The sequence below is a fragment of the Leptothoe sp. EHU-05/26/07-4 genome (assembly GCF_043421015.1).
Taxonomy (GTDB): Bacteria; Cyanobacteriota; Cyanobacteriia; order Phormidesmidales; family Phormidesmidaceae; genus Leptothoe; species Leptothoe turfae.
On sequence record NZ_JAXSQV010000003.1, the window covers coordinates 104,165 to 119,001 of the forward strand.

The window sequence follows — 14,837 nt, forward strand, 5'->3', positions numbered from 1 at the left end:
ATGCTATCGCCTCACCCGAGAACGCGTGAGATAAATGAAGAACGGTGCTCCTAGTAGCGGCATAACAATACCCACCGGTAATTCTTGGGGCTGAATAATGAGTCGAGCGCCAATGTCAGCCAACAGCAACAAAATTGCCCCACATAGAGCTGAATAAGGAAGAATCCAACGGTAGTCGGCCCCTGCCCAGAATCGCACAATGTGAGGAACAATCAGGCCTAGAAAACCAATGGGACCTGCGATCGCGACCGAACCTCCGGCTAATAAAACAACACTAATGGCGGCAAACACCTTGACCCAGATAGTCTTTTGACCTAACCCTTTAGCAACAGCATCCCCCAGACTTAAGGTGGTCAACTGTTTGCCCATGGCTAAACCTAAAACCAGCCCTAACAGCAAGAAAGGCATCACCTGGAGCACGAGTTCCATATCTCGCCCAGCCACAGACCCAGCTAACCAAAAGCGAATCTCTTCTAAGGTCCGCTGGCTAAGGATCAAAATCCCCGTCGTTAACGATGAGACCAAAGCCGTCAGGGCAGCTCCAGCAATCGTTAGATTAAGAGGATTCAGTCCCCCTCGCCCTAGGGACCCCAAACCATAAACCGTAACGGCTGCAATAGCTGCCCCAACTAATGCAAACCCAGCATAGACACTCAGCGATGTGGAGTTAAACCAAAAGACTGAAACAACCACGGCTAAAGCCGCACCAGAGTTGATCCCTAAAATACCAGGATCAGCCAAGGGATTCCGCGTCAGTCCCTGCATGATGGCTCCAGATACTGCTACAGCGGCCCCAACCAACAAGGCCGTTATGGAGCGGGGTAATCGTACGGTACGAATAATTAAGTGTTCTGTAGAACCATTGGGAGAGACTAATGCCTGATAAACATCCATGGGTGCAATGTCAGCAACGCCTAAAGCGATACTGGCAATCAAGCATGTCAACAACAGCGAAATTCCAATAACATATCCCGCTGTGAGTAGGGTTGTTCGTGAGGGAATGAACAATTGATTTTTAACTCTCTCCATGTGTACTAGCTTTCCGGTACTGGTGCACTAGTAGGCGGTGGATCTGCCGCCGGTTGTGGCCTGGGCTGTGCCGCCGGTTGTGGACTCGGCTGTAGTGCTGGTTGTGGACTCGGTTGTGGGGCCGCCGGTTGAGCACTCGGCTGTGCCGCCGGTTGTGGACTTGGCTGTGGGGCCGCCGGTTGAGCACTCGGCTGTGGGGCGGGAGACGTTGGGGAGCTTGTTTCGGGCACCGAAGATGCTGGCGTAGTCGGTTGGGGATTGCTGGGTGCTGGCGTTGCTGGTGTTGTCGATGGCTGTGGTGTTGCAGGAACAACTGGTTCAGCTGTTTCTGGGCTAGCATTGCTGGCAGGGGCAGGCGTATCGGGAGACTCTAATGCCGCATCTGTCTCCTGCTCTGAAGACGATTCATCTTCATCTGTTTCATCTGTTTCATTAGAAACTGGTGCCGGACCAGCTGGCTGACTATTGTTATCAGTTTCATCGCTGGCATTTAATGGCGGCGTTGCATTTGATGGATTTTCTGCTTCAGGAACAGGCGTTTCTGGCTGAGATGTTACAGGTGAAGGGTCAGCTACAGGAGCAGATTCCTCCACTGTCTGTCGTTCACCTCGTCTCCGCGCAGCACGATTACGTTCAGAACCTTCAATGGAAAAGTCCACCTCAATTGTACGAGCACGCCCTTGACCACCTGAGGTAAATGTTGATTCTCTGACGGCTTCCAAGGCTGCTCGATCTAAAGCTGCACTACCGCTAGATTGAGTAACACGGGCATTAATAACGTTGCCGTCCTCATCCACCTCAAATTCGATTGCTGGTTGTCCTTCGACTGCATCGTCTAAGGCTTCGTCAGGATAGTCGGGTCGGATACAATTGCGACAGCCAAATTGAGTACTCCCTCGCCCCGAGGGGCGCGCAGCAGGCCCCTGTCGTGCTGCTGTTGTTGTTTCAGAACCTGTTCCTGTGCCCTCTGAACCTGTTCCTGTGCCCTCTGAACCTGTTCCTGTGCCCTCTGAACCTGTTCCCCCGGTGGCAAGAGTAGGCACGGCAATGCTGGGCCCAGAAGTTCCGTCCACCCTAGTCGGCCCATTGCCTTCGAGTATGGGTTGCTGAACGCTTGGACCTTCGGCAGGCTCGTTTTCGGCAGGAGCGCTATCGGGCTCTTCTGCCACCTCGGCCTCCGGCTCCGGCTCTTCGGTAACTTCAGGTTCTGCCTCAGCCTCAGGTTCTGTGGCAACTTCACGCTCTGTTGGCTGCTGGACGTTCTGAGGTAGAGGTTTGGGTGGCTCTGGTTCCGGAAGCGGTTCTTCTGGCTCTGGCTCTATCTCAGTTTCAGGTTCAAGTGGAGCTGTGACTATCAGCTCAATGCGCTCCGGTTCACTCTGCTGGAGAAAACTTGGCCTAAGAGCTAACAAAGGGACCAGTGCCATATGACTTCCAGCAGCACACACTAACCCCCAGCAAACCCATCTGCGCGCAATAGCTTCTTCCCGATTATGTTGCTCTATACAAGATTGAGAAAGCGCCATACAAAAGCTATTGATAACCTTTGTCAATTAAGACTCGGTGTGGACTGTTTGATTTTAGCTCTATTGATAAAAAAAGGAAAATAAGTCAGTCAGTTTAATTACGATTGACTCCATCTAATTTCTATCTTAAGTCTTAACGGTTCCAAGCCTTACAATCAAATCTATTCGGTCTTGTCAGGGAAATGTCCTTGGTACGTTTAGATTTCATCTATGTATATTAGAATGAACTGCTATATGACATCTAATGTCATCAACAGTTGATACGCCCTACCAGTTTGTGTCATGGTAGCTTTCTGTGGACGGCAGCAACGATGATTTTTGAGATTTAGGCGTGATTGGGTTTTGTTATGTCTTTGACTGAGATTTTTCAAGCAGGTGGAATTGTGATGTGGCCACTTGCGTTGTTCTCGTTAATCGCGATCGCACTTTCCGTTGAGCGCTTAGTTTTTTGGATACGTATTAATCGCAGCCAACGAAAAGTCGTAAAACAAGTTTTGGCAACCTACCGTCGCACGCCCATGGATGTGTTTACACTTTTGCGACAAAATATTCACCTGCCCATCTCTCGTATTTTTCTTGAAGCGCTAGAGCTTGAAAAGCCTTCTCCTAGCCAGTTTCGTTTGGCACTGGAAAGTGCTACCCAAGCAGAATTACCCATTCTGAAGCGATTTAATACTGTTTTTCAGACAATTATCACAGTCTCACCACTGTTAGGTCTTCTAGGAACTATTTTAGGCCTCATTAATTCGTTTGGCGCGATTGAAATTGGTGGTATTGGGACCAATGCGAATGCGGTCACTAGTGGCATTAGCGAAGCATTGGTATCAACAGCAACGGGAATGGTCGTTGCCATCTTCACATTACTGTTCGCTAATTTATTTCGTGGTCTTTACAAACGACAGATTTCGCTTTTGCAAGAACATGGTGGTCAGCTTGAATTACTGTACGAAAATCACTACACCAACAAGTTAGGAAGCCAAGAATATGCACATCCTTGACAACGAGCAAGAAGATGAGTTTGAGATTAATATCCTGCCGATGATCGATGTGATTTTTGCAATTCTTGCATTTTTCATCGTTTCGACGCTTTTTCTAACTCGCACAGAAGGACTACCCGTCAATTTACCTACAACCGATACGTCTGAGCCACAGGATCCGGCTGACTTCACGGTCACAATTCAGCCAGATGGTAGCCTTTTTCTTGATGATGCATCTGTTACAGAAGAGACTCTGCGTGAGCGAATTCAGGTTCAGCTTGAACCTGAACAAGCGGTGTTGATTACTATCAAAGCAGATGAACAGACTTATCATGGCAAGGTGATTACAGTCATGGATGAATTAAGAACCATAGAAGGAGCCAGTTTAGGTATTGCTACTTTACCTAAGCCGGCTTCTCCTAATGCAGTTGAAAATCGCTAGTACTTTGTGGCGTAAGTTTGCCCACTATCCAATGTGGATGCGTCGATGGGTAAATGGGTGGATGCAGTAGTGGCCAAATTGCTGCCATCGAGATTTTGTTCTCTTATGTAGAAAGACTGTCGTCAGAGGTCGTCTTTAATTAAGCACTTTTAGATTTCCTTAGCATCTGGAACCACTGATGTAATAACAATAGCTGAATCCGATAACAATCATATCCGTCTGGATGTTCCGTCTGCTCCACAATGCCAAAATTTTGTAGGACATGCACCGCATCCAAACATTGGATCTCTGAAAGATTTAATTTCTTAGATAGAAATCCTAACAGTGTCCTTGCCCGCAGCCAACCATCCGTACTATTAGATGCCGTTGTCATGATACTCAGAGCATTCAACACATGATGCACCTTAGGTTTTGACTTATACGCCCTAAGCTCACCAATAATGCCATGTTCTACATAGGCTTTCAACGACTGATCGCGAAAGACTTTTCTCAGATGTTGTTGAGCAAAGTCAAATGTTATATACCCTGTCGAACCTGCCTCAGTCTGAGTGGTGGCCTTTCGAACTAAGAATCCAGCGACCTTTCTAATCAAAAAGGGATGGCCACCACTCAGACGGTGAATAGCCTGGGTCGTTTGATAGTCAAACTCCCACTGCATAAGGCTGCCCAGACCATTAACTAAAGCCAGGGTCTCATGGATCGAAAATGGCTTTAGAAACGTCTCTTTAAAAAACCGATGCAGTGGATTCTCGGCGGTGTCAGAAAAGTTCCACTGCTTAATCCGATTACACTGCGGTCTTACAGCAGTGACGACTAAAGAGACCAGTTGTTCTTTCTGGCTCAAACCCTGTAATGCGCTGAATACAAAATTAAACTCTTCTGCTTTCTCCTCAAATTTTTCATTGGAACGTGGGAAAATCTTATCTAAATTGTCGAGGCAGCAAAGGATCGGTAGCTCATAGCCAACGCCTTCAAGATCCTTAGATAATTTCTTGAAATGCTGGTAAAAATCACGCGATGCGTCTTTGATGGGTTGACCACTTTCTGAGAAAAGAGGGGGCTGCTCTAGCAATGGATTTCTATTTTTTACTAAAGCATAGAGGGTTTGCAAAATATCATCTAGTAACTCAACGCCATAACCAATGTCGGTGTACTTCTGCAAGTCTATATAAATAACAGCGTGATCCTGGCACATCAGAGATAGCTGATGGAGGACAGATGACTTTCCTGACTTACGCAGGCCAAATAAACCGATGTTTTGATTGTCCTTTAAATCGGTCGCTAGTTCTTCCAGGAGTTCAGCGTGCCCAAAAAACAGTAGTTTGTCATGAATCGGCTTTTTGCCCCTGAAGAAGTCAACCGTATCAGTATATTGACGAGCATAGTTTATCAGTACTTCTTTGCAGCTATCGGCATCAGTTAAGACATGTTCGACTTCCGCCAAAGCAATGGGAATCACCTTAAAGTTTTGATGGGCTCTCAAATCGGCAATTAGCTTTCTCGGTGCGTTCTCAGGTAGCGCCTCATACAGGATGATCCCAGTTAAATCTGCGTTATGGGCTTTGATCTCATCAGATTTATGGCATAATTTGTTGAGGATATCTTCCGTCAGATATTCTGCTACTGCGGCCACAAAAAATGGTGGGTTTAAGCCAAACTCGTCTGAAATCTTGGTGACTAAGAGATTCTCATCATTTTCCTGTTTTGATATTGCGCCCACTTGGTCTAAAAAGCTTTGAGCTGTCAACATGGCTGTTCGATACCCCCCTGTGGTGAGGGAGAGAATTTGTTCCTGAACAGAGTCCCACAGCTCGGGTGATATACGTTTTGCTTCCTGTCTGCACTTCAACATCAACAGTGTTACGTATAAGCAATCTTGACAGGCCTTGGCTTCCTGGCGAGTCAGCATCAACCAGGCTTCATCGATTTTTAAAATGCCTAGACATACTTGCTTAAGCTCATCTAGAAACTTTTTATGAATATGGCTTGGAAACTGGGTGCCTGGTATATTGAGACTCAATCGGTTGAGCTGTTCGAACAGTGATAAAAAGTCAGAACCTGAGAAAATTTCGTTGTTCTTTAGATCTTCATCGAGGGAAGAACGCTGCCCATGGTTCTTCAAGTAGCGCATGCTGCGAACACTGGCTCGCTTGCGGATTGTGTTAGCTAAGGGTCTCGCTAACTGAACAGCTTTTTTAAGTTCGCTTTGAGCGCGTTTTCTTGCTGTTGTTTCGCTGAGTTTTCCCGTTTTTTTAACCTGTAAAACAACACTCTGGAATGCATTGATGAGATGGGTTGTCAGGGTTAAATCACTTGATGCTCTCAGATTATAGATAAAGGGTTGTAGTAATGCTTGGACGATTTCCAACTCTCCTTTGAGTTTGGAACTTTGGGCTAAAATTCGACTGTAATGGAATGCTCGGTAGAGGGCATTAGCACGTTTTTCGATCAGCTTCTCAGGTGTAGGTTCATCCGCTGTTACTTGGGCAGCCCACATCCATAGCGAGCTAAGCTGTTCTGTATTGATATAACCTTGGGCTACCTGGTTGAGGTAGAGCAGCAGGTTAATAACGTTACTTTCGTCGTACTTGAGACCAGCAATCAGTAGAAAAACTTCTTCCCACCGCTTATCATTGGCGTATAGCCGTACCATCTCTGAAAGAGCTTGGTTGCTGTAGTTTTCGTGGATGTACTTGGCAACTAAAAATTCTTGAAAGGTAAGGTGTGAAAATGAATAGATGCCCTCAGACTGCTCGACCAGGATGCCTTGCTGAATTGCGATCGCATCTAATATATTCTCTCCACTCAGGTTACTGGGCGCATTCAATTCTCTGAGCAAAAATTCCCGAATATGCTCGACTAGATTGACTTTAGTGAATAGAATTTTGTCATCTCTAAAAGCCTTGTAGGCAATTTCTGCCAACAGTTTCTCCTCAAGCTCTACATGCAGACCTTCATAAATGACTTCGTTGGAGACCCGCTTTTCATCAAACCATTTCTCTAACAGAATGCGCAGGCCCTCATGGTAAAGGATGCTTCTGTTACCCGAAAATGTTAAAGAACGGCTATAAACCAGACATAAAAATGTCAGCAGCAGCGGCGTACGGGCAAGCTCTCTAACCGCAACATTATCTGATTTCCGAATGGACTTCCAACACTTCTCCGCTGCTTCAGAACCATCTTCCCGATCGACAGTGAACCAGTTAAAAATAAAATTTTTAATCTGATCTTGACCATTACCCGCCAAGGTTATCTCTCGAAAACTTGGCGACGGACTACGATAAGCAGCTGCTCGACAAGAAATAACGTAGCGATTTTTCTTATAGCGTTCTACAAAGGCCTCAATTTTATCAAGGACTTTATAACGACGCTTTGATGAGACTTCATCTAGACCATCAAATAAGATTAAAAAACGTCCTTTCTTTAAGGCATTTTCAGTAATTTCTAAGCTGCTTGGAAAGTCAAATGATTCTAATTCATTGGCAATATAGGCTTGAAACCCGACCGCTCCCTCAGTAAATTTTTTTAAATCAATCCAAAGGGGTATACAGGCATGATGAAACTCAGTTTCATTCGCATGTTTGAGGGCTTCTAAACCAATTTTCCGAAGCAGCGTCGTTTTACCAACACCGGGTGCACCAATCACTGATAAATACTGAAGCTCGTTGGCAACATGTATGGCTGTTTTCTGCCGTTTTGAACTGGAACGTAGCTTGCGCTCGTTGCGATCTCGACAAGCCTTTTCCATGTCATCAATTGACATAGATTTATTAATTTCGCTTTCTTCCAAAAAACGTACAGGAACGTAAACCGAGTCGAGGCTTACGGGCTTGCTCATGCCCAGAACCTTAAGCTTGCCATGACGTTGTCTAAATCTGTGCACATATGCCTGAGAGGCAGTCAAAATAGCTTGCCTCGTCTGTGGATTAGGACGCTTTTTGAGCAGGCCGAAGAAAAATCCTCTCCTGGTTCCCAATGCGTCAATAATTAGGCTAGATAACGATTGGGCCTCTTCAGACATGATAGGACGATCATTCCTTTTTAAGAACTCATTGTGATGATTTTTACATGGGACTATGCTGTGAGTCTACCTTGATCCACTCTGAACGTGATCTAGTCATTTTAGCGTATCTATTCATGTTAAGAAATTCCAACTAGTTAGGTGTTCAGAATCCAGACGATCAGTAAGGCACTGGATTTTTGAACCCAATGCCTAATTTATACAGTTGAGAAAACTTTGTACTTTGATTCTATTACCCTTTATATAGGGATTAGTTTATGGCTAAAGGTGTTTACAGTTTTGCTTTCTGAAGCTTCAGGACCCCTTGGCGATCGGTACCCATCATGGGTACAGTCTTCTGTACATCAACCTTGCTTGGCTAAGAAACCCATGGTGCTCTTTAAACCCATGTTCACGCCCAATGACTCTGCTCTGTTCCCCATAAAGCTAGATACGCAAAGATTTTTAAAGTGCCAATAATCCTCTGAGCTTCAGCTTATCCCTGAGTAATCATGGGATTAGGGGACTGTACAAAAATAAAGGCCCAGTGTGGGGCTGTAGAGGGGTGGATGAGTGGATGGGGTAATGGAATGCTTATTTAAGCGTAAGTGCCTTCAAACAATCTAGACGTGGCAGATGAAACAATACTGAAGAGCGGCAACGCCCAAAATAACTTAAAAATTGTTATATCCATACTCCACTTCAATAGAGAGCTATCTAGATAGATAAAGCACGCGTACGGAATATTCACTGTGAATCGCAAATACTATACCCATATATCTAATGCTAAGGTTAACGCTCTGTCAGAAGAAGTTTAAGATAGCTTCAGAAGCTGATTAAGCTTATGACAACAATTAGGTGCAATCAGTGATGAATATTCGCCTTGCTCATGAAACAGATCTATTGGAGCTGTCAGCTCTGTTTCGACAGACAGTGTTAGTACATGCCCCCCAATACTACACAAAGGCTCAAACGGAAGTGTGGGCATCTTCCCCTTTAGATGTTGAACATTTTCGTCAATTTATTCTAGAAGTTACCACGTTTGTTGCGATTGATAAAACAGGTATCCTAGGATTTTCAGGCATTGGAGACAATGGTCATGTGGCATCAGCCTATGTTCGATACGACAGTCTTCATCAGGGTATTGGTTCTAAATTAATGAAAACTGTACTGAACTATGCCCATGAACATCGCATGCCAAGACTTTACGCGGAAGCCAGTGAGTTTAGCTTAGGGCTATTTAAGAAATTTGGTTTTCAACTGTATGACACTGAAGTGGTTTCTCTGCAGGGTGTAGAGTTCGAACGTTATCTGGTTGAGTTATTCCTACTAGAACTTAAAATTGATCACCGTTAATGTAATGGCATTAACAATCTATCTTGCTCAAAAGATAACACGATCCTCTTGACGTATGTTTTCTAAAAACAGAACAGAAAAAATTGTTTAACAGATACCCTGCCAGATTATACGACATTAACGTGGGGATACATAAGCCTATTAGTATAAAAATAGCGTTAAGTGCATTTTATTCAGTACAAAAACCTAAAAATCAAAAAATATTTTCCTCTCACTCGCCCAATATAGCACCAATAAATGGTTCAGAAAGCCTTTTGGCGCTATGGGCATTGTCTTTAGCAAAAGAGAAGCTGTAATGTAAACAGAGGAAATACGGAATGAGAACAAAGAAAAAGGTTTTTCTTTGTTCTCATGACCATACTCCGATGTTCTGGAGTACATATCGTGAAAAAGCTGTAGAGTACGACAGGTTAATTTGTAGGGGGAAATCTCAGTATTCACACCTAAGGACCTATGGCACAGCCCTTGGGACTTAAGGTTTCTTTAATATTTTAATTGGATATAAATTTGTGGCAATGGAGCTATTGTATTCTTTGATACTACACAAAGCGTGGAATACGGTTTTTATCAAGGTAGGATAAGGCGTAAAACAAGATCGGAGAGAGAAGCCCCGTTTTGGTTTTTCGACTGAATTGTCCTTTGTCTCAGATGATTGATGATTGGCGATTTTAATCCAGTCGACCCATCAATGCAGAATATTACTGTATTGAAAATTAGCGCATGTCAACGTTTGATTTGAGATAATACGTTCACTAATTGCCAAGTCTATGGATGTCAAAAAGTCTTTTTTGAGAGTCATGGGAAGTATGAAGCCTATCCATTTAGAGGGATTCACTGTTCTGTTTGCTCGATAAAATGTTCACTCTTTAGAATTATACTTCCCCAAGGTCTTTAGGGACTTTGGGCGCTTCGGCAATGACTTTGTTGTCGGGATAGGCAAGGCCATTGATCACCGGTATCGGCCTGGTGGTGGTCAATAATAGTCCTATATCATACCTTTCACAGTCCCTGTTAGATAAGGGCTTGGTTTTTAGTGTCACTATCTAGACCAACGTGGGTGTCTAGTGATACAGCAGCCCTAGAGTCGATTTAGGAACCAAAGTTGTCAGGCCTGTTGTCAGTGTTTGGGGGAATCAAGTAAATGGTTTTTGTAGATCTTAGGAATCGCTCATTGGAGGGTTCTGTTGAGAGCCTAAAATTTGTTGTTCGGTTATTTGAAACCCAGGTCAATATCAGACCTACCGCGACGGCAATTGAATTTATGGGTCAGCATTTGAGTTATCAAGCCTTAAACTCCCGTGCTAACCAACTTGCTCATTACTTGCGTACACAAGGTGTCAGACCTGGTGTATTGGTGGGGCTATGCATTGATCGCTCTTTTGAGATGGTCATAGGGGTCCTCGCTATTCTAAAAGCAGGTGGGGCCTACGTTCCCTTAGATCCTGACTATCCCGAAGAGCGTCTTAATTGGATATTGAAAGACTCTCAAGTTTCATGTTTACTGACGCAAAAATCTTTAGTCTCAGCACTTCCAGTTAATGGTGCAAACACTATTTGTTTAGATGCAGATTGGCCTATTATTGCCCAGTATCCTGTTTATAACCTCCCATCTTTGACAGCAGGCTCATTAGCCTATGTCATCTACACATCTGGTTCCACCGGGCAACCCAAGGGGGTTCTAGTTGAGCACGTTGCCTTAGCAAATTTTGTCTCTGCGGCCAATCAAGCCTATGGAATTGTCGCTGACGATCGCGTATTGCAATTTGCATCGATTAGTTTTGATGCGGCTATCGAGGAAATTTTCCTGACCCTGACCCAAGGGGCAACATTAGTCCTTCGCACCAAAGATATGCTGAAATCCATTCCGGATTTTCTGCAAGCCTGCGAGAGATTGCAGCTAACTGTGTTAGATTTGCCAACTGCTTTTTGGCATCAGCTGTGTGCCTCATTAGATACTCTACACCTATCGCCAACTATTAGACTCACCATTATTGGAGGAGAGCGAGTGCTGCCCCAATGGGTCAATATCTGGAAACAGTATGTGAGCCCTCAGGTTCAGCTAGTGAATACCTATGGTCCAACAGAAACGACAGTGGTTGCAACGTATTGCCATTTAGCTGGGCCCTATACAGATAAGGATGTAAATGATGGTATTGCTCCCATTGGCAGGCCATTAAGCCATGTCCAAGCGTATATTCTCGATGAGCAGATGAGACCTGTTCATGCAGAGAGTTCGGGGGAGTTATATATCGGTGGACGAGGTCTAGCATCAGGTTATTTAAATCGCCCTGATTTGACAGCGGATAAGTTTTTAGTGACAACGTTAGACGAAAATAATCAAACGATTCGACTTTATAAAACAGGTGACTTAGCTCGTTATTGTAAAGACGGACAGTTAGAATTTTTAGGGCGTGTCGATCATCAGATTAAAATTCGAGGTTTTCGGGTCGAGTTACAAGAGATTGAATCTATCCTAGAGCAGCACCCTGCTGTGCAAGAAGCTGTTGTTGTCGCTCAAGAAGATAATTCCGGCAGTAAGCGGCTAGTTGCCTATGTGGTCAATCATATACCGTCTTCAACGGTGGGCCAGTTGATTGACGATAGCGTCAGCGCTGACGAGTCAATTTGCACCCAACTTGAGCAAGAACAAATCAAACAGTGGCAAGTTATCCATAACGATGACCACTTAAATGCTGTCAACACAGAATGGGATGAAACATTCAATATCAGCGGTTGGATTAGCAGTTACACAGGTGCACTACTCCCTGATATTGAAATGCAAGAATGGGTTGATACAACCGTTGAACGAATTCTAAACCTTAAGCCTGACCATGTGTTAGAACTTGGATGTGGTACAGGACTCTTGCTATTTCAAGTGGCACCCCATTGCAAGGGCTACATTGGCACAGATATTTCAGATGTTTCGCTGGCACATATCAAAAAACAATTGACAGGCAGACAAGATCTAGCATCACGCGTTGATCTTAAACTTTGTGCTGCAGATGACTTTAGCAGTATAGAACCGGCTTCCTATGACACAGTGATTCTCAACTCTGTTTTACAATACTTTCCCAGTATTGATTATTTAGTCCACGTTCTAGAACAGGCTGTACGTTTCATTAAACCGGGTGGCTCTTTATTCATTGGCGATGTTAGAAACTACCTCCTACAAGAGGCATTCGCCACGTCTATAGAATTATTTAAAGCCCCTGATGATCTGCCTGTAACAGATCTCTGGCAACGTATTCAAAAAAGACTACGTCAGGAAGAAGAACTCACCATCGATCCGTCCTTTTTCTTAACCCTGCAAGATTATCTGCCTCAAATTAGCCAGGTTCAAGTTTTACTGAAACAAAGCCAGTTTCATAACGAACTTAGCCAATTTCGGTATGACGTTGTCTTACACGTCGGTGCAACACCCCAATTAATGGTTGAAACCAGTTGGTCAGACTGGACATCTCAATACCTTGATCTTGCAAAACTCCGACAACGCTTAAAAAGCTATACCATGAAAGCCATAGGTTTCCGAGATATTCCTAATGCCAGGGTTTCAGAATCTATCAAAGCGGTGGATGTCCTTAAACAATGTCAGCTCTCTGGCAACGTTGCGGACCTAAAAGGCTATCTGACACAAACCAAAGATATTGATGGCGTAGATCCTGAAGAGCTTAGACAAATTGCCACTGAGCTATCCTATGACGTTACCATTAGCTGGCCCAGTGCAGAAAATAGTGGTTCTTTTAACGCCCTCTTTAAACCCCAGGCGAATATGGCTGACTATAAATTAGGTAGCATTGAGCCTTTGCCAGCAATGGGTCCGCAACCACTGCCCCAGCCTTGGAACGTCTATGCTAATAATCCGTTGCAAGCCAAGATAACTCAAATCCTTTCGAGTCAGCTACGCTCCTATGCTGCACAAACATTACCCAACTATATGGTACCTTCCGCGTTTGTGATATTAGAGACATTTCCTCTCAATGCGAACGGCAAAATTGATCGAAAATCATTACCATTGCCTGATTCTTCTCGGCCAGAACTATCGGTGTCTTTTGTTGCCCCTCAAACCATTCAAGAAGAAAAGCTAGCAGAGATTTGGTCAAGCATTCTAAATGTATCCCCCATTGGCATTAATGATAGTTTCTTTGAACTGGGGGGTGACTCGTTACGGTTGATGCAGCTGATGGCACAAGTTGAACGCTCCTTTAAACTAACGCTTTCCTTTGCCGATTTCTTCCAACGACCCACTATCTCAGATCTATGCAAACAGCTGGGCCACACACAAAAATCTTCTACCGTTACTGAGTTCATGCCCCTAGCTCAGCTGGAGGCTGAAGCATTGTTTGAGGTCAACTTATATTCTTCAGGAGGTCCTTGGTCAAAACCTGAATCAAATTGGATCAATCCCCAGTCGATTTTACTCACAGGTGCGACAGGATTTATTGGTACGTCGTTATTGTATGAGCTACTAAAACAGACAGATGCAACTGTTTACTGTTTGGTGCGCGCACAAACACGTGAAGAAGGTCAAAAAAGGTTACATCAGGCGTTGCAACAAAATTTACCAGGCTTCGATATTCCCCATAACAGAATCAAACCTCTGATTGGTAATATGGCCCGTCCTGGATTGGGCTTAGACCTTGAAGACGTTAACTATTTGGCTGAGACTATAGATGTTATCTACCATAGCGCTGCCAATGTTAACTTGTTTTATCCTTATCGAGCATTAAGGGCAACCAATATACTTGGGACCCAATCTGTCTTGAACCTCGCTACTCATACTAAGCTCAAACCAGTGCACTATATCTCGACTTTAGATGTCTTTGAGTCTTTGGTAACAACAGGACCATCGATTATTTATGAGAATGATAATATTGCCCAAGGTTCTGGTATTTCGGGAGGCTATGCTCAAAGTAAATGGGTGGCAGAGCAACTCGTTACGCATGCCATAGCATCGGGGGTTCCGGCTTGTATCTATCGCCCAGGCATGGTAACTGGGCACACCCAAACAGGAATATGTAATCCAACAGATTTAATGTGTCGCTTTTTGAGTAGTCTTCTTCAGCTTGAAAGTGCACCGGATTTAGATTGGATGATTGATATGACACCGGTTGATTATGTGAGTAAAGCAATCGCTCATCTATCCCTGCAACCGGACTCTTTCACCCAAGCTTTCCACTTAGTGAACCCCAACCCCTATCCATTAGGCCAGCTGGTCTATGGGCTGAACCAATTGGGCTATTCTGTTAGAACATCCCCCTATGAACAGTGGCAACGTGAAGTAATTAATGTGCATAATGCCCTTAGCCCCCTAGCTAAAGTCTTAATGGAGGTGGTACAAGGACATTCTCTTACTCGCCTAGAAATCTGGTTAGCAGGCACCCAAATGTTTGATTGTCGAAATACCCTACAGGGGCTAAATCAAACCCAAATTGCTTGTCCAGCAGTTGATAAGCAGATGTTAATGAAATATTTAGAAAACATTAGTTAATGTTTTCTGCTCAAACTAA

At 44.2% G+C, this 14,837-nt stretch carries 7 protein-coding genes; 4 read left to right on the top strand and 3 right to left on the bottom strand.

Annotated features, from left to right (window positions below; all coding sequences use genetic code 11):
* Window positions 1–3: 3 nt before the first annotated feature.
* Window positions 4–1,029 carry a FecCD family ABC transporter permease gene (locus tag U2F10_RS08370; protein ID WP_163664984.1) on the bottom strand — a complete coding sequence of 342 codons (1,026 nt, stop codon included), beginning with the start codon at window positions 1,027–1,029 and terminating at the stop codon, window positions 4–6.
* A gap of 5 nt (window positions 1,030–1,034) precedes the next feature.
* On the bottom strand, window positions 1,035–2,456 hold the full coding sequence (locus tag U2F10_RS08375) for an energy transducer TonB (RefSeq protein ID WP_499871694.1): 1,422 nt from the start codon (window positions 2,454–2,456) through the stop codon (window positions 1,035–1,037).
* A 446-nt stretch (window positions 2,457–2,902) separates the two neighbouring features.
* Between U2F10_RS08375 and U2F10_RS08380 the strand changes: the two genes are divergently transcribed.
* Both U2F10_RS08380 and U2F10_RS08385 read left to right on the top strand, forming a co-directional pair.
* Window positions 2,903–3,553: a MotA/TolQ/ExbB proton channel family protein gene (locus U2F10_RS08380; protein WP_163664980.1), complete on the top strand. Its 651-nt coding sequence runs from the start codon at window positions 2,903–2,905 to the stop codon at window positions 3,551–3,553.
* Window positions 3,540–3,974, top strand: a complete 435-nt coding sequence (locus U2F10_RS08385) for an ExbD/TolR family protein (RefSeq protein WP_163664978.1) — start codon at window positions 3,540–3,542, stop codon at window positions 3,972–3,974. The genes U2F10_RS08380 and U2F10_RS08385 overlap by 14 nt, the downstream gene beginning before the upstream one ends.
* A 139-nt stretch (window positions 3,975–4,113) precedes the next feature.
* Here U2F10_RS08385 and U2F10_RS08390 read toward each other — a convergent pair whose 3' ends face one another.
* Window positions 4,114–7,812 (bottom strand): NACHT domain-containing protein, encoded by a 3,699-nt coding sequence (locus tag U2F10_RS08390; RefSeq protein WP_499871695.1) that lies wholly within the window; start codon window positions 7,810–7,812, stop codon window positions 4,114–4,116.
* A 1,032-nt stretch (window positions 7,813–8,844) separates the two neighbouring features.
* On the opposite strand from U2F10_RS08390, the gene U2F10_RS08395 reads away from it, so the two are divergent.
* Together U2F10_RS08395 and U2F10_RS08400 are read left to right on the top strand one after the other, a co-directional pair.
* Window positions 8,845–9,330, top strand: coding sequence for a GNAT family N-acetyltransferase (locus U2F10_RS08395; RefSeq protein WP_499871696.1), 486 nt, complete (start codon window positions 8,845–8,847; stop codon window positions 9,328–9,330).
* A 1,141-nt stretch (window positions 9,331–10,471) separates the two neighbouring features.
* On the top strand, window positions 10,472–14,818 hold the full coding sequence (locus U2F10_RS08400) for an amino acid adenylation domain-containing protein (RefSeq protein ID WP_499871698.1): 4,347 nt from the start codon (window positions 10,472–10,474) through the stop codon (window positions 14,816–14,818).
* The last annotated feature ends 19 nt before the right edge of the window (window positions 14,819–14,837 follow it).